Origin of the sequence: Spirosoma sp. SC4-14 (genome assembly GCF_037201965.1) — a bacterium.
In the GTDB taxonomy this organism is placed as follows: domain Bacteria; phylum Bacteroidota; class Bacteroidia; order Cytophagales; family Spirosomataceae; genus Spirosoma.
In genome coordinates, this window is sequence record NZ_CP147518.1 from 4,563,337 (window position 1) to 4,582,138 (window position 18,802).

General features: G+C 50.2%; 13 protein-coding genes. 6 read left to right on the forward strand and 7 right to left on the reverse strand.

Translation table 11 applies throughout. The features are described 5' to 3' along the window. The first annotated feature begins 32 nt into the window (after positions 1 to 32). Together WBJ53_RS18585 and WBJ53_RS18590 are read left to right on the forward strand one after the other, a co-directional pair. Entirely contained in the window at positions 33 to 1,415 is a 1,383-nt protein-coding gene (locus WBJ53_RS18585; RefSeq protein WP_338868849.1) for a metallophosphoesterase family protein, read from the forward strand. A 34-nt stretch (positions 1,416 to 1,449) separates the two neighbouring features. Next, the gene (locus WBJ53_RS18590) at positions 1,450 to 2,610 is read left to right on the forward strand and encodes a DUF5009 domain-containing protein (protein WP_338868851.1); all 1,161 of its coding nucleotides are present in this window, start codon (positions 1,450 to 1,452) and stop codon (positions 2,608 to 2,610) included. A 159-nt stretch (positions 2,611 to 2,769) separates the two neighbouring features. Here the strand turns inward: WBJ53_RS18590 and WBJ53_RS18595 are convergent, their stop codons facing one another. Beyond that, positions 2,770 to 5,190, reverse strand: a complete 2,421-nt coding sequence (locus tag WBJ53_RS18595) for a glycoside hydrolase family 20 zincin-like fold domain-containing protein (protein ID WP_338868853.1) — start codon at positions 5,188 to 5,190, stop codon at positions 2,770 to 2,772. A gap of 39 nt (positions 5,191 to 5,229) precedes the next feature. Further along, entirely contained in the window at positions 5,230 to 6,327 is a 1,098-nt protein-coding gene (locus WBJ53_RS18600; RefSeq protein WP_338868855.1) for a heparan-alpha-glucosaminide N-acetyltransferase domain-containing protein, read from the reverse strand. 84 nt (positions 6,328 to 6,411) lie between these two features. On the opposite strand from WBJ53_RS18600, the gene WBJ53_RS18605 reads away from it, so the two are divergent. From WBJ53_RS18605 to WBJ53_RS18620, 4 genes are all read left to right on the forward strand, one after another. Next, positions 6,412 to 8,997 (forward strand): family 20 glycosylhydrolase, encoded by a 2,586-nt coding sequence (locus WBJ53_RS18605; RefSeq protein ID WP_338868857.1) that lies wholly within the window; start codon positions 6,412 to 6,414, stop codon positions 8,995 to 8,997. A 62-nt stretch (positions 8,998 to 9,059) separates the two neighbouring features. Beyond that, a complete protein-coding gene (locus WBJ53_RS18610) occupies positions 9,060 to 9,887 on the forward strand; it encodes an ROK family protein (protein ID WP_338877208.1) in 828 nt (275 codons plus the stop codon). Between the two features lie 69 nt (positions 9,888 to 9,956). Continuing rightward, positions 9,957 to 11,243 (forward strand): sugar MFS transporter, encoded by a 1,287-nt coding sequence (locus WBJ53_RS18615; RefSeq protein WP_338868859.1) that lies wholly within the window; start codon positions 9,957 to 9,959, stop codon positions 11,241 to 11,243. 99 nt (positions 11,244 to 11,342) lie between these two features. Further along, a complete protein-coding gene (locus tag WBJ53_RS18620) occupies positions 11,343 to 12,512 on the forward strand; it encodes a DNA-binding transcriptional regulator (RefSeq protein WP_338868861.1) in 1,170 nt (389 codons plus the stop codon). A gap of 28 nt (positions 12,513 to 12,540) precedes the next feature. On the opposite strand, the gene WBJ53_RS18625 is transcribed toward WBJ53_RS18620, so the two are convergent. From WBJ53_RS18625 to WBJ53_RS18645, 5 genes are all read right to left on the reverse strand, one after another. Next, positions 12,541 to 12,696 carry a hypothetical protein gene (locus tag WBJ53_RS18625; protein WP_338868863.1) on the reverse strand — a complete coding sequence of 52 codons (156 nt, stop codon included), beginning with the start codon at positions 12,694 to 12,696 and terminating at the stop codon, positions 12,541 to 12,543. 46 nt (positions 12,697 to 12,742) lie between these two features. Next, entirely contained in the window at positions 12,743 to 12,958 is a 216-nt protein-coding gene (locus WBJ53_RS18630; RefSeq protein ID WP_338868865.1) for a hypothetical protein, read from the reverse strand. A gap of 110 nt (positions 12,959 to 13,068) precedes the next feature. Continuing rightward, complete coding sequence (locus WBJ53_RS18635) at positions 13,069 to 15,432, reverse strand: hypothetical protein (protein WP_338868867.1); 2,364 nt, start codon at positions 15,430 to 15,432, stop codon at positions 13,069 to 13,071. A gap of 148 nt (positions 15,433 to 15,580) precedes the next feature. Beyond that, the gene (locus tag WBJ53_RS18640) at positions 15,581 to 16,813 is read right to left on the reverse strand and encodes a DegT/DnrJ/EryC1/StrS family aminotransferase (protein WP_338868869.1); all 1,233 of its coding nucleotides are present in this window, start codon (positions 16,811 to 16,813) and stop codon (positions 15,581 to 15,583) included. A gap of 150 nt (positions 16,814 to 16,963) precedes the next feature. Beyond that, positions 16,964 to 18,730 carry a lactate permease LctP family transporter gene (locus WBJ53_RS18645; protein WP_338868871.1) on the reverse strand — a complete coding sequence of 589 codons (1,767 nt, stop codon included), beginning with the start codon at positions 18,728 to 18,730 and terminating at the stop codon, positions 16,964 to 16,966. Positions 18,731 to 18,802: the final 72 nt, after the last annotated feature.

Consider the following 18,802-nt stretch of genomic DNA (forward strand, 5'->3'; position numbering starts at 1 on the left):
GTATCAGTCCTTTTCGGTTTAACTGCCGTCAAATGAAAACGTGTCTTTCCTTTTTTCTGGTCGCAGCGGCCATAACAGCCAACGCACAAACGCACAAAGATTATCCGGCAACGGTTTATCCCGACCGCCTTATTTTAGGCTGGCAGGACGCTCCGGCAACATCGCAATCGGTCAACTGGCGTACCGACTCTACCGTTAGCAACGCGGTTGGAGCAATATCCGAAGCCGACCCATCGCCCGACTTTGTCAAAAGCGCTACGCTGGTACCGGCCGTTAGTGAGCCAGTGGTGCTGGATGGCCATCAGGTTCGCTATCATTCCGTTCATTTCAAAAACCTCAAACCCGCTACCCAATACAGCTACCGCGTAGGCGACGGCACCCACTGGAGCGAGTGGTTTCATTTTAAAACAGCTCAGGCTCAATCAGCACCGTTTTCATTTTTATATTTTGGCGATGCCCAGAACGACATTCGTTCGCTCTGGTCGCGGGCCATTCGGGGGGCTTATTCAACGCTTCCTACCGTTAGCCTGATGGTTCATGCGGGCGACCTGATCACTACATCCAATGCCGACTGGCAATGGGCCGAATGGTTCGAAGCGGGTGGCTGGATCAATGGCATGATTCCAACACTGGCGACGCCCGGAAACCACGAATATTTTAAGGACGAGCAAGGCAACAGCCGGGTATCGAAACACTGGCGACCGTCGTTTGTGCTCCCCGAAAATGGCCCCAAAGGGCTCGAAGAAACAGCCTATTTTTTCGATTATCAGGGAACACGGTTTATTTCCTTAAATTCACAGGCCGCGCTGCTCGATTCATCCGTAATGGATCTACAAGCCCAGTGGCTCGAACAGATTTTACGACAAAATGAAAACCGCTGGACAGTAGTCATTCATCATCACCCTATTTATTCAACCAAAAACGGTCGTGATAACGACGACTGGCGAAACCGGATGGAGCCTATTTACAAAAAATACCGTGTCGACCTGGTCTTACAGGGTCACGACCACACCTACGGACGCGGGCTGAATATGCCCCTTGGCAAAAGTCGCAAACGGCCCGATGGCCCCATCTATGTTGTTTCGGTAAGCGGTCCTAAAATGTATGATATTGGGTTGCAGGACTGGATGGACCGGGCGGCTTCCAATACGCAACTCTACCAAACCATATCGATTGATGGCGACAAGCTATCCTATCAATCGTTTACGGTGACCGGCCAGAAATACGACTCCTTTTTATTGACCAAGAATAGCAAAGGCCAAAATACGCTGGTCGATCAGGCACCTACCCTACTGCCCGAACGACTTGCCCTACCCGCCGAATATGAGAAACGATTCAGCCCCGAACAAAAAACCGAATACCGAAATCGTTTTCAGGAATACAAAGCCCGAAAACAGGCCCAGCAAAACAAATAGATCAGTTCTTAACCTATAATTCTATCGAAAACCTATGTCAACAAAGTCTGCCCCAACTACCCAGCCGGAACCTGCGGTTCTTCAACCTGCTCCGGTCAAACGACTGCTGTCGCTCGATACCCTGCGCGGATTCGATATGTTCTGGATCATGGGCGGTGAAGAAATTTTTCAAATCCTGGGAAAAACAACGGGCTGGGGCTGGGCAGTTTTCATGGCCGATCAGTTTACCCACCCCGACTGGAATGGCTTCCGGCCCTACGACCTCATCTTCCCGCTTTTTCTATTCATGGCCGGGGTTTCGACTCCGTTTTCCATCGGTAGTCGGCTGGAAAAAGGCGACGACCGTTCAGCCATTGTCCGCAAGATTATTTCCCGTGGGCTCATTCTGGTCGTGTTGGGCATTATTTACAACAATGGCCTGTTCACCAAACCGTTTCACGACATGCGTTTCCCGAGCGTGCTGGCCCGGATTGGCCTGGCCGGTATGTTTGGCCAGTTAATTTACGTGTATTTCAACCAGCGGGCGCAATATATTTGGTTTCTATCGCTGCTATTCGGTTACTGGGCGCTGATGATGCTGGTGCCGGTGCCGGGTTGCGGAGCCGGTGTGTTAACGATGGAATGCAATCTGGCCAGCTACATCGACAGGATGCTGGTGCCGGGGCATCTTTATAAAACCATTCATGATCCGGAAGGACTGTTTTCGACACTGCCCGCTATTTGTAATGCGCTGCTGGGCATCTTTGCCGGTAACCTGCTGCGCGATCATCGCTCGGGAAAAACACAGCAGCAAAAAACCGTACAATTACTGGCTACAGGAGCTGTCTTCTTCGCAGTAGGCTGGCTTTGGGATTTCGTTTTCCCGGTCAACAAAAACCTTTGGACCAGTTCGTTTGTGCTCGTTACGGGTGGTTTAAGCCTACTCCTGCTCGGCATCTTCTATTGGATCATCGACGTGAAAGGCATCAAAGGCTGGACATTCTTCTTTATGGTTATCGGCATGAATTCCATCCTGATTTATCTGGCGGGCGAATTCATCGACTTCGAATATGCGACTAAGTTTTTCTTCGAAGGCATTATTCACCTTGTTTCGTCGGGCTGGGTGGCGGCTCTGCTTGGCGTTCTGGGCTATATTGCCGTGAAGTGGGTCTTCCTCTACTTCCTGTATAAGAAAAAGACGTTTTTGCGGGTGTAATCAACTTTCCAAAATAGAGATCAAAGCCATTCTGTTTAACCGCAACGATCACCGAGAAATATTCCCTGGCGATCGTTGCGGTTAAGAAAAACCTTTAAACGAAAGCAAAAAGCAGGATTGGTTACTGGTCATTAGAAAGAGTATTTACCAATGACTAGTTCACTTAGGCATCAACCAGATTTCGGTAACCTGTGAGCCGCGTTCGCCTTCGCCACAAGCCCAGATAAACGTTACGGAGCCATCCGCCGATGCGGCTTTTGGCACGTCGAATTCATAAATGGGTTGCTCACCGGTCTGAATAAAATCGTGAATAACTGAACCATCGTCGGTGGTTAGTTTCATGCGGGAACGAAAGCGGCCCGTATACGAAATCCGAATTTTGTAGGAAGCCGCCGGATTCAGTTCGGAGTAGGCAATTTTCAGGGGCTGATCATAGAGCGCCTGCGCCTGCTTCATCCAGACCCGTGGCGTAATCTGCCCGCGAAAGCCCGTTGCCTTTATTTCGTCGACCCATTCTTCGCCAACCAGTCCAACCCCAAAACTAATTCTGGGCGATTTCAAACCACCCGGATCATCAGCCCAGCTCACATCCGAAACTACCCGGTGCCAGCTTGCCGGATCGCCAAAATAATCATAGAAGCCCCCCGGTCCTGGATCGGTGCGGTGCAGCATTTTTTCAATTTCCAGCAACCGCTGTTGCTCATTGCCTAGCTTTTCAATTGGCTCCAGTTGCGACAGCAGCCAGGGCGAATCGTTCAGCGGAATGTCGATGTTATCTATAAAATTGCCTCTTCCACTCATGGCACCGTGTTTTTCGATGGTTAGCTGAGCGCCAATACTTTTAAATAACGAATCGGCCAGGGCAACGCATCTGAGCCGATATTCGGGCAGAATTGGCGATTTCCAGGCTTTTTCCAGGATTATGCGGGCCTGCCGGATCGCGTCTGTCGACTTACCGGCGTTCGGGTGTCTAAGCTGATCACGCGCCTGTGCTTCCAGTTCCATTTCGTACTGTAGTCGCCGACGTGTATAGGCATCATAATAAGCGCGAATCAACCCCATCTGAAATCGTGGATTTTGCAATAGAGCCAGGGAAGCCGTTTTTTCGAGTGCCTGCCATTGCATCAGTGTCCGATCGACCGACTCGTTGGTCAGGAGATTACCCCGCCAGTTTTGTTCCAGTGCAACCAACCCCTGTGCTCCCGATTCGGCATAGTCGGGCCCGAAGAAAAGACGAGCATAGTCGCGCAGGGTTTCGATGACAGGCGTTTCTGGACTCCAGTCCTGATCGCTCCAGACAAATTTATTTACATCGTCGTTCGTTCCTTCCGAATAGCTGATACTCCCCGATCCGTATTCGTCGAAGGCATTATGAATGGCTTTTTCATCGTGCGGACGAGGGTTGATGCTTTCGCGGCCCAGGGTCATGGCATAGGCCAGGTCCCAATGCGGCACCGGATACTGCGACGCATAGTTATGCGTAATGTCGGGATAATGCCGGATGGGGATCGACGGCTTGATCCGTTTCCGAATTTCCTGCACCGGCACTTTGATCCACGGACCAAATACGACCCCACCAAACCACGAATACTCATTATTGACGTGTTTGTAGAAGGCATCAAACCAGGCCGTTGTGGGCCGGAACACCTGCGGAGACACCCAGATTTTTGCGTTGGGATGGTATTTATGAAGCACGTCGGCTTCTTTTGCGAGCCAGGCAAACAGCGCATCGGGTTCAAGATCGCCGGGATCGCCACCGGGAACAAACACGGCATCCAGCCTGGGCACGTTGGCAAAAATCTCGTGTCGCTCGGCCAGTTCTTTTTTGATCGAGTCGGGATTGGTGTAGTTCATGCCCATGTTCGGATACCACATCCAGACATCCAGCCCATAGTCGGCACAAATCCGCGACTGCTCCCGAATCATGTCAATAGCAGGCAGTTTCATGTGCCGACTGGTCACGTCGTCGTCGGTGCGGGGTGGCATAATTTCGATGCTGTTGGCACCAAACAAAGCCAGTTCCCGAATGTATTGATCATACTGAGCCACCGTCCAGGCATCGTAGGCATTGGTTTTGGGCCGATAGCCAAGCTGATGCCCCCGAATCGGATAGGTTGGACTGGAAGCTATCGATATATTGTTGGCCAACGACAGTTTTCCGGTTCGCATCTCAAGTTTACGCAACAACCGCCCGACACCGTAGAGCAATCCACGGGCATCCTTACCAACAATCAAAACGGTGTTCCTGTCTGCCACCAGCTTGTATCCATCGCGTTTAATTTCAGGCATCGATGCCGCCAGTGCGCGAAGAGGAGCAGGGAGGAGCGATAAGTCATTTTCCTCAACAAGAACTATAATCGGCTGACCAGCATCAGGCAGTTTGGCTACAACCGGTAGCTGAATACCGCTTCGTTTTTTCACCTCCTGCTGCAATACATCCAGACTTCGGCGTAACACTTGTTTATCACGCACCAGATTGACCACCCGTGCTTTTGTCAAATCGATCGGATCGGCCAATACGGTCTTCGACGATAAGAGCATCAAAGCTGCCAGACATACTATACTTCTGGCAGCTTTCATAAAAAGGGAAAAGGGAGTAAGAATAGGAAAGGGCATACGCTATAGTTTAATAAAAATCCGCTTCCGATAGAGCCAATAGGCTGGAATGAAGTTGACACCAACGAAGAACAGTGCATAAAGCAGGCTGGCTAACTCAGGCTGAATACCCATTTGGCTGAGACGATGCACTACATACTCGTTCAGCGGTAGCCCCGTAACCGGAAATCGGTAGAAGAACAGCGCAAACACGTCGGCCAGTACATAAACCGTTATGGCGTTAGCGCCGAAAATGATTCCTGGTTTTGTGCCCCGGTTGTATCCCAAAATGTCGACCAGAAAATACATAGCCCCCAGCATCATCGACGCAAAGCCCGACGTTACGAGCACAAACGAACTGGTCCACAGGTTCTCGTTCACCGGAAACGCCAGTCCCCAGAAATAGCCCGCTATTGCCGTAAACAGGCCAATCGTCATCAGGTAAGCCACTTTTTCGAGCTGGTTAAATGTACTTAGCATCAACCGGCCCGCCAGCATTCCGGTAATTCCCGTCACAATGGACGGGAATGTACTCAGAATACCTTCGGGGTCCCAGGACCCCTGCCACATCCGACCGGGCAGGTACTTCCGGTCGAGCCAGGCAGCCAGATTCTGCCCCGGCTCCAACACAATCGCTCCTACATCGGGCGTTGGAATCAGGGTCATCGCCAGCCAGTAGGCCACCAGCGTAACAATACCAATCCAGGCCTGTTGTTTCCAGGATGTGTTCAAAAATAACGTTGCGCAAACCAGAAAGACGATGGCAATTCGATGCAGGGTACCCGTCCAGCGAATAGTCGACACGTCGAAATCGGGCATCAGATTCAGAAACATACCTACAGCAAAAATCTTCAGCGACCGAATCATGATTTTCCGGTATAATCCTCCTTTAGGCCATTGCTGCTCTACAGCTCTGGAGTAAGCCAGAGCTATGGAAACGCCCACCACAAACAGGAATACAGGTGCGATCAGATCGGTAAACGACAACCCATTCCAGCGGGTGTGCCGTAGGGTGAAGTAAACGAAGTCTTCACTACCGGGAAAATTGGCAACGATCATGGCAGCCATCGTAAAACCACGAAGCGCATCCAGAGAAATCAGCCGCTTTTGTTGCTGTATCATCAAAAAGTTCAAAAAGCCACCACCAACCAATGGTATCTTTAGTACTGATTTACGTAGTATAAAGGCTACTTAACCTCAGGATTTATGCGCACTGCTTTTTACGCCTTTCTTGTTTCAGTATGCTTTGCCGGATTGACCGGCTGCGGCTCGACCGAAAACTATTCGTCGGGCGAGGCCCAAAAGATCGCTATCTCCTGGGAACTGGTCAGTAATTTCACGCCGGTTGAAACGGGGTTTCAGGCCCGATTCAGGCTCAGGAATGAGAGTAATTTTCCGCTAACGGATGCCAACTGGGCTTTATTTTTCAATATGTCGCCCCGCCCGATTCTCCCCTCGAAAACACCACAAGCTGCTGCCGTTCAGCACATCAATGGCGACTGGTATAAACTTACGCCTACCAAAGGCTTTAGCCTCAAACCCGGTGCCAGTATCGATATTCCCTACGAAGGCACCGAGGCCGAAAACAAAGTTACCGATGCGCCGATGGGGCTATATTTCGTCTTTTATGACCAGTCGGGCAAGGAAGAAAATATTGTTCAGGTAGCGAATTATACCGTTGTTCCATTCACCCGTCGCGAACAAATCCTTCGGGGCAAAATAGATCAGGAACCCCTGCCAACGCCCGAACACGCCTACCAGCAGAATCTGGCCGTTTCGCTGCTGCCCGCCAATAAATTACAGCAAATTATCCCGTCGCCGGTTAAAATTAGTATGGGTAATGGTGTGTTGCCGCTAACAGCGGCATTCGCGATTCAATACGGCTCAGGACTGGAGAATGAAGGAACATTTCTGGCCCGGAAACTGAAAGAGCTGACCGGGAATGAGTTTAAAACTACTCCCGGCAATGCAACAGGCAACCGGATTTCGCTGCAAATCGCACCGCTCTCGGTTAAGGGCATCAACAGCGAAGCCTATCGACTCACCATCGACGCCAATGGTGTTCGTATTGTAGGCAATGATGCTGCCGGTGTATTTTATGGGGTGCAAAGTCTGCTGGCCTTAGTTCCGACCGAAGCCCTCCTTAAACCTTCCTCTACCCTTTCGTTGCCGTTTGCTCAGATTGAAGATGCGCCCCGGTTCCATTTCCGCAGTATGCACCTGGATGTTAGCCGGAATTTTCAAACCAAAGAAACCATTTTACGCTTTCTGGACCTGCTGGCCACCTACAAAATCAACCACTTCCTCTTTTATACGACAGAAGACGAAGGCTGGCGGCTCGAAATTGACGGCTTACCCGAACTCACCAAGGTAGGTGCTCAGCGTGAACATACCTCTGGCAAAGAAGCGCCTGCCCTCCACCCGGCCTATGGCTCAGGTCCCGTTGCCTACGACAAGGGTAAATATGGTAGTGGTTACTATACAAAAGCCGATTTTATCGAGATTCTCAACTACGCGAAACAACGACACATCAAGGTTATTCCTGAGCTGAATTTTCCGGGCCACGCCCGGGCCGCCATCAAAGCAATGGAGGCCCGCTATGAGCGGTTGATGAAAGAAGGAAAGGAAAAAGAAGCAGACGAATACCGGCTCATCGATCCCGACGATAAATCGGTTTACCAATCGGCGCAAGGCTATACCGACAACGTGGTTAGTGTGGGTCGGGAGTCGACGTACCGGTTCTACGAAAAGGTGGTCGATGAAATTACGAAGATGTATAAGGAAGCCGGTGTGCCGATGGATGTAATGCATGCTGGTGGCGACGAAGTGCCCGAAGGTGCCTGGACAAAATCGCCCATTGCTCAGAAACTGCTGAACGATAACCCCAGCCTCAAAGATCCGAAGAACTTACAGACTTACTTCTTCCGCAATCTGCTGAAGCGGCTCGAAAAGCGAAATCTGGCCGTTCACGGCTGGGAAGAGGTGGCGCTATTGAAAACCGCCGACGGTAACTACGAGCCAAATCCTGAGTTTGTTGGTAAGCGCGTTTATCCCTACATCTGGAACAATCTCTACGATCCCGATCTGGGCAACCGGCTCGCCAATGCAGGTTATCCGGTCATTCTGTGCAATGTATCGAACTTTTATTTCGATCTGGCCTATAACAACGACCCACTGGAGCCCGGTCTCTACTGGGCGGGCTATGTCGACACCCGTAATAACTGGACGTTTGCTCCGTTCGATATGTTTAAGACGACCTACAAAAACTCGATGGGCCAACCCCTCAGTTTTGCGGGTCTGGAACGAATGAAACCCGAAGCCCGCAAAAACGTAGTTGGTATTGAATCGCAACTGTGGAGCGAAACCGTAAAAGGCCCGGATATGGCCGAATACTATACGCTACCGAAACTACTGGGTTTTGCCGAAAGTGCGTGGGCTCCCGAACGCAGTTGGGAGACCATTGAAGACCGGCAGGCCCGCGAAAAAGCGATCAGCGCAGGCTGGACTATTTTTGCCAATACGCTGGCACAGCGGGAGTTTCCGAAATTAGCCCGGTTAAACGGTGGTTATAATTATCGGGTACCACCGCCGGGTGCTATCCTGGAGAAAGGCCTGTTGAAAGCAAACAGCGAATTGCCCGGTCTGGCGATTCGTTATACAACCACGGGCGAAGAGCCAACGAGTCAATCGCCACTCTACACAACCCCTGTAAAGGTTTCCGGCACGGTGAAATTAAAATGCGTTGATGCCGCTGGCCGATCAAGTCGAACCATCGTATTAACTATGCCTTAATCTTTTTTAACGTAATTTTTTACTATTTACGCAACGAATTTCACCAATAAATAATGCATCAAATGACTATTGGGGTCGACTTAGGAGGAACCAATGTACGAGCGGGCCTTGTACATGAGGGCTCTATTCTCCAGCAAAAAAGCGGCTTGTTATATCAGAAAGAATCGCTTTCATCAACTTTATCTCAACTCATTGAACTGATCCGGCCTCTAGCCGAATCAACTGTTAGCAGCATTGGTATTGGTGTTCCATCGGTAGTGGATGTTGACCGGGGTATTGTTTACAACGTTGCCAATATTCCGTCGTGGAAAGAAGTCGCCCTACGCGATATTCTGGAAGAAGAATTTGCGGTACCCGTTTATGTCAATAACGATGTCAATTGTTTCACCCTGGGCGAACATCGATTTGGGCTGGCCAGAGCCTATCATTCGGTAGTAGGCATGTCGATAGGCACGGGGCTGGGTTCGGGTATTATTATCGACAATAAACTAATTGTGGGCAGCAACTGCGGGGCCGGAGAGATTGGTTTGCTCCCCTACCGCGATAAAAACCTTGAATATTATGCTTCGGCTGAGTTTTTCGAAGCTGTCCACGGCACTACGGCGCTGGAAGCCAGTCAGGCAGCCCAGCGGGGCGACGGATATGCGTTAACGCTCTGGCGAGAGTTTGGTTTTCATCTGGGCTGTGCCATAAAAGCCGTTCTGTATGCCTACGACCCCGAAGTAATTGTGTTAGGCGGCTCAATCTCGAAGGCCTATCCATTCTTTAAAGGTGCCATGATTGAGAGCATGCAGGATTTTGCGTATCCAGTAACGCTCCAACGACTAAAGATTTTCCAGTCACAGCGGGAAGGAATCGCCATGCTGGGAGCAGCCGCCCTCGTTGATTAACGAAATACAGCACCAATACGTTTGATTAAGGCTCTCTCCAGGGTCTGCTTTTCTGAATCGTACCTGAATATGAAGCGAAATACCCTGATCGTTATTCTGATCCTGATCATTTTTTTCGTCATTTCCTTCCTGACCAATATTCTGGGGCCTATCATCCCCGATCTCGTCGACAGTTTTCAACTGAGCATCGGGCTGGCAGGTTTTTTACCTTTTGCCTTTTTTGTGGCCTATAGTGCATCCATTCCGTCGGGATTGCTGGTCGAGAAATATCAGGAAAAACGCGTATTGCTGGGTGCCTTTGTGCTGGCTTTTCTTGGTGCCTTGCTGTTTGCACTGGTACCCAAATTTTCGGTGGCGCTGGTTTCGCTGTTTTCCATTGGGGTTGGTATGGCCATGTTGCAGGTAGTGATCAATCCGCTATTGCGCGTTACGGGTGGCGAAGAACATTTTGCATTTAACTCCGTACTGGCGCAACTTTTCTCGGGAGCCGCTTCGTTTATTAGCCCATTCCTCTACAGTTATTTGGTCCAGAATCTACACACAGCCAATACGACTTTCCCACTATCCGTCCTAAACAACCTGGTTCCGCTTCATCTCGAATGGGTGTCGCTCTATTGGGTGTTTGCCGTCGTCACGCTGCTGATGATTGCGGTGGTTGCCCTGATCAGATTTCCGGCCGTCGAATTGAAAGAAGACGAAAAAATAGAAGTGGGCGGAACGCTTACCGAACTTCTCCGCAACAAAACCGTACTTCTGTTTTTTGCCGGAATTTTCGCCTATGTCGGCACTGAACAGGGCATTGCCAACTGGATTTCCAAATTTCTTCAGTTGTATCATGGCGTCGATCCAACCACTACTGGTGCCGAAGTAGTCGCTTATTTTTGGGGGCTTATGACCATTGGCTGCGTTCTGGGACTGGTTTTGCTCAAACTGGCCGATAGCCGGAAGGTGCTCATGATCTTCACGCTGGGAGCAATTCTTGCGTTACTTATTGGGCTGTTCGGCACCAAAGAGATGGCCTTATATGCGTTTCCGGCAACGGGTTTCTTTGCGTCCGTCATGTGGTCGATTGTTTTCTCACTCGCGCTCAATTCAGTACCCGAACACCATGGTACATTTTCCGGAATCTTGTGTACGGGCATTGTCGGTGGGGCTTTGTGGCCACTCGTTATTGGGGGCCTTGCCGAACTGGTTGGTCTTCGTCTGGCAATGCTTGCAATTTTGATTACATTAGGCTATATTTTCAGTATCGGCATCTGGGCCCGACCACTGATCACAAACGCAACCATAAACTTAAAGAGTGAAAGAGCGAAAGAGCAAAAGAGCGAAAGAGCGGACCGCTCCGCTGGGCGGTGAAAAGCAGCACTCTTTCACTCTTTCACTCTTTCACTCTTTCACTCTTTCACTCTTTCACTCTTTCACTCTTTCGCTCTTTCGCTCTTTCGCTCTTTCATCATGCACAAGATAATTCTGTTGATCGATTTTTCGGAAGACTACAGCAAGAGTCTAATGAAAGGGATTACCAAATATTCGCGGGAATATGGCCCGTGGGTATTCTGTCGAATGCCGCTTTTCCATCGCGAAACGATGGGTATCGATGGCATTCTGAACTGGGCCATCGAGTGGGAAGCCGACGGTATTATTGGGCAGCTTTATAATGACGAAAGCATCGAAAAAATCGTTAAGGCAGGCATTCCGCTCATTGCACAGGATTTTAAGGAGCGTTTTACTGAAATACCGAACATTACGGGCGATCACCGCGAAACCGGTGCTATGGGTGCCGACTATTTCCTGAAAAAAGGCTTCCAGAATTTTGCCTTTTATGGCTTTAGCGACATTGTCTGGTCGCGGGAGCGAGCCGAAGGGTTCGATGAACGAGTTACTCGCTCTGGGTATCAGGTCCATTATTTTGAGAACCGTAACGCTCGCGCCAACGAATCCGAATTGTGGTATTACAAACCCAGTTCTTTAAGTCAATGGCTACTTTCGCTCCCCAAACCAGTGGCGATTATGGCCTGCGACGACCGGCTGGGCCAGCATATTACTGAAGCGTGTCGACATTCGGGAATTCGCATTCCCGACGAAGTAGCCGTGCTGGGCGTCGACAACGACGAAATGCTCTGCGAACTCTCGGACCCTCCGCTATCCAGCATTGCTCAGGATGCTGAGAAGGGCGGCTACGATGCCGCCCGGCTGCTCGACCGCATGATTCGGAAAGAAACGGATAGTTTTTACGACATTATCGTTAAACCAACCCAGGTCATTACCCGGCAGTCGACGGACATCTATGCAACTCATGACGACTACATTGCGTCGTCGCTGAAATACATTCACCAGAATATCGACAAGAATTTACAGGTAGACGAAGTCGTTAAGCAGGTACCTTTGTCACGTCGGTCGCTGGAGATGCGGTTCCAGAACGTTATTGGCTACCCTATCTACAAATACATCCAGAATCTTCGAATCGAGAAGTTCTCTAAAAAACTGCTGGAAACCGACCAGACTGTTTTTGAGATTGCCATGGATCTGGGTTTCAATGATAGCAAGAATATCTCCAGGCAATTTCGGCAGGTAAAAGGCTGTACGCCCCTGGAATACCGCAACCGGTATCTGGCCGGAAAATAGCCGGCAATATCAAAACTACCGACATCAGTTATGATGGCATCGTTTTCTTAACCTGCTCAACAAACGCAACCGATACGCCAGCCATATCGGCAATCTGCTCGGCAATAAAGTTGGTTTTTGTCAACAGCCGGATCACAAACAGGCGTTTTTCCTGTTCAACTCCTTCTTTTTTAGCACGTTCCAACAAAAATTATTCGATTCCCATCGCTGTACTTCGGCCTGTAATTGATTCAATCGCTTGCCTGCTGATTTTCCAAACGTACATAATACCGAAGGAAGTTCATCAGACTGCGCACTTTACCCTTCGGCAACGAACTCGATAAGAGTCGTTTGGCAATACCCAGTTTAACCTGCACCAACTCATCGGCGTTGGCGAAAAAGAACCGAAGAAAATCATCAAAGATATCTTCCCGGATCGCCTTCCACAGGGTATCGTCGCGTTTCATGAATCATTAGACAGCACTCGCCCCGCAGGTTACAAACGAACGAACCGCCACACATACAAAAAGCCATGCCCCAATAATAAGGACACGGCTATCTAAACTCCCCATTTACTTTACTTGTTCACCGTCTCTTTCAAGAGCCAGATATCTGAGATTCGGGAATTTTGGCGCCAGTTCAGGTGCGATTCTTCCGGCTCATCGAAGGTAACACTGATACGCCCATCCTGCGTATCGGCCAATGGAACAATCCATTCTTTCACCGCATCGGCCTCCCGATTGTACTTGACTGGACTTAAGCGCTTACCATCTACCCGCAGCAAAGCCTCCCCAAAACCCACCACGCGAATAATATAATGGGCACCAGGGTCCAGGTTGGCATAATCCAGCGACGGGCTTCGCTGAAACGTTTGCGACGACAGTCGGGCACGGCTAAACCCATCTTTCCACCAGGCAATGTCAGTGGCATCATCAGAGATGGTTTTCACCCGTGGTCCTTTACTTACGCTCGACACATCATCATAATAACTCCCCGTTCCGGGGGTTTCCCACGTGCCGATTTCAATCAGGCGTTTAGCTTTTTCATCCGGCGATTTCAGGCCGCGAACTTTCTCGAATTCGTCGGCCAGCCACCAGCGATTGTTCAGCGGATAATCGACAAAATCGAGCAGACTTCCCCGTTCATAGCCTTTGGCCTTATATTTGGGCACGCTGGTCTGAAGACCAATAGACGTGTATAAATCGGCACACAACCGCTCAATTTTTGCCCGCAACTCCGGCGCGGTTGGCTGGGAGTCGGCCCGATTGAGCAGCTCAAGAGCCTGTTGCATGGCCTTGTCAGGTTCCTTATCGGCTTTCTGCACTAAGAGCGTGTTTGCCTGAGCTTCAAGATTCTGTTCATACAGCAAACGCCTACGTGTATACGTATCGTAATAGGCCCGCAGTAAGAGAAGTTGCCAGCGCCAGTTTGTTGCCAGGATTGGGTTAGCGGTTTCGAGCGATTTCCAGAAGTTGACGGTTGCTTCAACCCCACCATTCTGCGCCAGCGGGCCATTCCAGTTTTGTTCCAGTGCTTCAATGCCGTTGGCAACAGATTCGTCCAGTTGTGGACTCATAAAAAAGCGGCCATACTCTTTCAAAATCTGGTGAACGGGCATCGATGCATCCAGTGCGTGCATACTCCAAACGACCTTGTTCACATCGTCGTGGCATCCATCGGAATACGAAACGAATCCATCAGTAAACGGTGCCATTGCATCCTGAACCCGGGCGTAGAAATAAGGGCGTGGGTTGGAAGCTTCCCGGCCCAGCGTAAGCGCATAGGCCTGATCCCAGCGTTCGACCGGAAATTCGCAGCGGACCGTGTGGGTAATGTCGGGATACTGCCGAAGCTGATACTGTTCGGGCAATCGGTAGCGGGTTTCGGAAAGTGATGGGCTACCTGGCCCGTATACAACACCTGCTAACCAATCGGGCTTCTGTTGAGCCAGATAATCGTAGAAATAATCGATCTGTTCGACATTAAACCCCTGTAATGAAATCCAGACTTTCGCTTTCGGATGGTATTTTACCAATCGGTCGTGCAGGTCTTTCAGAAACGGCATCACATCTTTTGGGTGGTTATCGCCAGGGTCGCCACCGGGAAAAAAGATATGGTCGAGCCGGGGACAGGCTTTATAAAAAGTCTCATGCATCGCCAGCTCAGCCTGCCGCTTCGACGCATCGGTTAGCTCGAAGGTAGCAGGTGTCCAGACCCAGTAATCCAGATCGTAGGCCTGGCAGATCTCACTCATTTTTACCCGCATTTCTGCCGCCGGAATTTTGAAATGAACGCTGGGTTTCTCGTCTTCGTGAAACGGAATACCTTCGATGGCGTTGGTGCCGAAAATAGCCAGATCGCGGATGTACTGATCGAACTGGGCAACCGTCCAGGCATCGTATGAATTGGCCGTATTCCGATACCCTAACTGGTGTCCACGAATTGGATAAGCGGGCGATAGGGCAACATTGACCGGTCCCGCCAGCGTAAGTTGCTTACGATCCATTAGCAGATTCCGCAACAGCCAGCCCGTTCCGAACAAAATTCCCCGACTATCGGCTCCAATTACCCAGAGTGTTGTACCGGTTGGCGCCTGTTCGCTAACGACCCGGAACCCTTCAGGTTTTTGTTCTGGTCGATCAGTAGTTGCAGAAGCCGGAATCTGAACGCCCTCCAATTCGTTGTCACTGGCCAGTACCAGCGCAATACGGGTTATGTTATTTTTAGGCCAGCCTGCCGATTTAGCCAATTGAATACCCGTTCGCTTCGCAATTTCTTCACTCAGCATTCGGGGAGCCGTTTCGCGCATTGGCGACGGAACAGATGGCGATACCAGGATAACGGCCTGCTTCAGATTGATCGATTGGGCTACGCTATACGTACAGGAAATGAGCACGACCAGAACGTTGAGTAGACCCTGACAAAAACGATTATACTTCATGGATTCAGGAGAGGACAAGTTTTTTTTGACAGGATGAAAATCCGAAACATCGGCCCGGCTGTTCATCCTGTCAAAAAAAACACTTTAATAAATCAAAAATTATCCATAGTAGGGCTACTTGCGGCCTCTGCGGACAACCATGTGTTTGTCATTCACGGGCAACTGCTAGCTGAATTTTACGGATAGCCTGCGCAAAGGACTCTATATCGGCTTTTGTTCCGAGCATGGCGTGCTGAAAAATCCAGACAGCTTCGTGGGCACAGGCCCGTTCGGCTTCGGGGCAGCTTACCTGTGTGTAATCGACTGAGTCGGGAATGGCATAGCACATAAAGTTTTTCTGCTGAAACACGGGCTGCTTATATAGCGGATGCGGATACCCAGCCGAACAGGGCACGCCTTCGGCCGACAACATCTCGACAAACGTTTTCCTGGGCAGATTCGCAAACGCTGCTTTGTCGTATTTGAAAATGTACAGGTGATAACAATGCCGCATGGCAACATCACCACGACTCAATGGAACCACGCCAGCAATCGTAGCCAGCAAACTATTTAGATATAAGCCATTTTCGTCACGAACGCGGGTCTGCTCATCGAGCCGTTTCAACTGCTCCGACAATAAGACCGCCTGGAGCTGGGTAATGCGATAATTACAGCCGGGATTAAAATGATCGTACCATTGGCCATGCGGCAACCGGCCCACATTCCGAAGCGAGTTAATCGTTTCGTAGAGCTCGTCGCTGTCCGTTATCACGATTCCACCTTCGCCACTGGTCAGGTTCTTCGACGACTGAAAACTAAAACTACCCGCATCGCCAAACGTACCCAATTTCCGGCCGTTGTATTCGGCCCCATGCGCATGAGCGGCATCTTCAATAACCCGCAGGTTATACCGACGGGCAATGTCCAGAATAGCGTCCATGTCGCAGGCCAGTCCGGCAAAATGCACCGGAACAATTGCTTTAGTTCGGCTCGTGATGGCGGCTTCTATTTTCGATGGATCGAGATTATAGGTTTGCGGATCGATGTCTACAAAAACGGGCACACAATTGATTTCCAGCACAACCGAAGCCGTAGCAATAAACGTATAGGGTGGCACAATTACCTCATCGCCGGGGCGCAATCCACAGGCCATCAGAGCCATCCGCAACGATACCGAGCCATTGACACAGGTAATGGCATATTTGCTTCCACAATAAGCTGCAAACTGCTCCTCAAAACGAGCAACCAGATCGGCACAATCGGGATTGCCCCACTGACCGCTTCGTACTACATTGGCGACAGCTTCTACTTCGGTTTCATCGTAGATAGGCCAGGGAAATGTCGCCTTTACTGTTTTTTCACCACCCCGAATGGCCAGTTGCTCCATTTGATTCGTGTTCATTGTTTTCTAGTGCCGACGGTCGACGGCCCGCTTTGCTATAGTACGTTCATGCCCGGAAAACAGGCTATTGCGGGGGAAATTGAATTGTTGAATGTTTACCAAACTTGTCATTCACAAAATGTAAAGGCGAGCCATAATTCAACAATTCAATCATTCAAATTCAGCTATTTGCTGATTCCGGCGGGCATGGCGCAGGATAGCAATGGCGATTGACACCAGCAAAATGGCGAGAATAAGCAGATAGACGTAGCCCGTAGTTAAGTTGGGAGTGGTTACCGAACTTTTGACCGTCAGCAGTTCATAGATCGGAATAATCCATTTAATGACGTAGGCCTGTGCCAATGTCAGAAAACAGATAAACAGCAGCATAATAAAGCTATGCTTAACGGTAAAGCGGAACAGCTCGGCCTCGCGGCCAACCAAGTCGCCGGCCGCTGCGGCCACCGCAATGGACTGGGGAGAAATCATTTTCCCAACAACGCCCCCCGAGACATTGGCCGCCACCGTCACCACCGGGTCGACACCGATTGTTTGGGCGGTAGCAAACTGAAGTTTACTGAACAGCGCATTTGCCGAGGTGTCGGAACCCGTAATGAACACGCCCAGCCAGCCTAATACGGGGGCAAAGAAGGGGAACCATGTACCCGTATTGGCTAATACCCGCGCCAGCGTCAGCGTAATGCCCGAATCATTGGCGATATAGGCAAACCCTAATACGGCCGCAACGGTCAAAATCGGAAACTTCAACTGAGTTAGCGTAGCCCCAAATACCGAAAGCCCCTTCCGATACGTCAGGCCTGCCAACGGAATAGCCAGCAAGGCAGCAATCAGAATAGCCGTTCCGGCAGCCGTCAGATAATTGACCTTAAAAACCTTGGGAAGCAGTCCGCCATCTTCTCCCTGAATTGCATTATGCAGCCCCGGAAACTCAAACTGAAGCATTCCGACCGAATTCAAGGCATCTTTGATGGGCTGTAACCCCCAGGCAATAATCATGATCGTCAGCACCAGAAAGGGCGACCATGCCCGAATAAGCTGTCCAGCCGAATAGGCCGTAACAGAAGGGAGGGTAGCCGCTGGTTCGTCCTCAAATCGCCAGATTGTTTTGGGTTTCCAGAACCGGAGAAAAATCATCAGACTGATAATTGAGCCCAGACCCGCAATGACATCGGGCAGGGACGGCCCCAGAAAATTCGACGAAAAATACTGGAGAAAAGCAAACGTAAGTCCTGATACCAGAACCGCCGGGCCAACCTCACGCGCTTTTTTAAATCCGGCAACAATCGTAACCAGATAAAACGGCAGCATGAGCGACAAAATCGGCAAGGTTCGACCTACCATCTGCGAAATGGGAAGTTCGGGAATCCCCGACACCTGCGAAGCCACCGTAATGGGAATACCAATAGAGCCAAACGCCACCGGAGCTGTATTGGCAATTAAACAAATTCCGGACGCATAGAGCGGATTGAAGCCAAGCCCAACCAGCATGGCCGCCGTAATGGCCACCGGTGCGCCAAACCCGGCCGTTCCTTCCAGAAACGAACCAAATGAAAAGGCGATCAACAACGCCTGCAACCGCCGGTCGGCCGTGATGGAGGCCATAAAGTGCTTGATAATCTCAAACTGACCGCTCCTGACGGTCAGGTTAAAGAGAAATACGGCCATAATAACCAGCCAGCAAATTGGGAACAAGCCATAAATGGCTCCATGTGCAACGGATAGCATCGCCAGTTTTACGGGCATCCCATAGACCAGTATAGCAATAACGGCAGCAATTCCTGTTGCAATCAGACTGGCCTGATAGCCTTTCATCTTCCGGATAATCAGCGCCCAGAAAATGAACAGAATGGGCACCGCTGCAATCAGTACCGATAGTATAATATTGTTAAAGGGATCTGTTACCTGTTTCCAGACCATGCAAGATGGGATCGTTAAAGGGTGGCAATGGTACCAGTATTAAAGGCAACAATTTGATAAACTTAATTATTG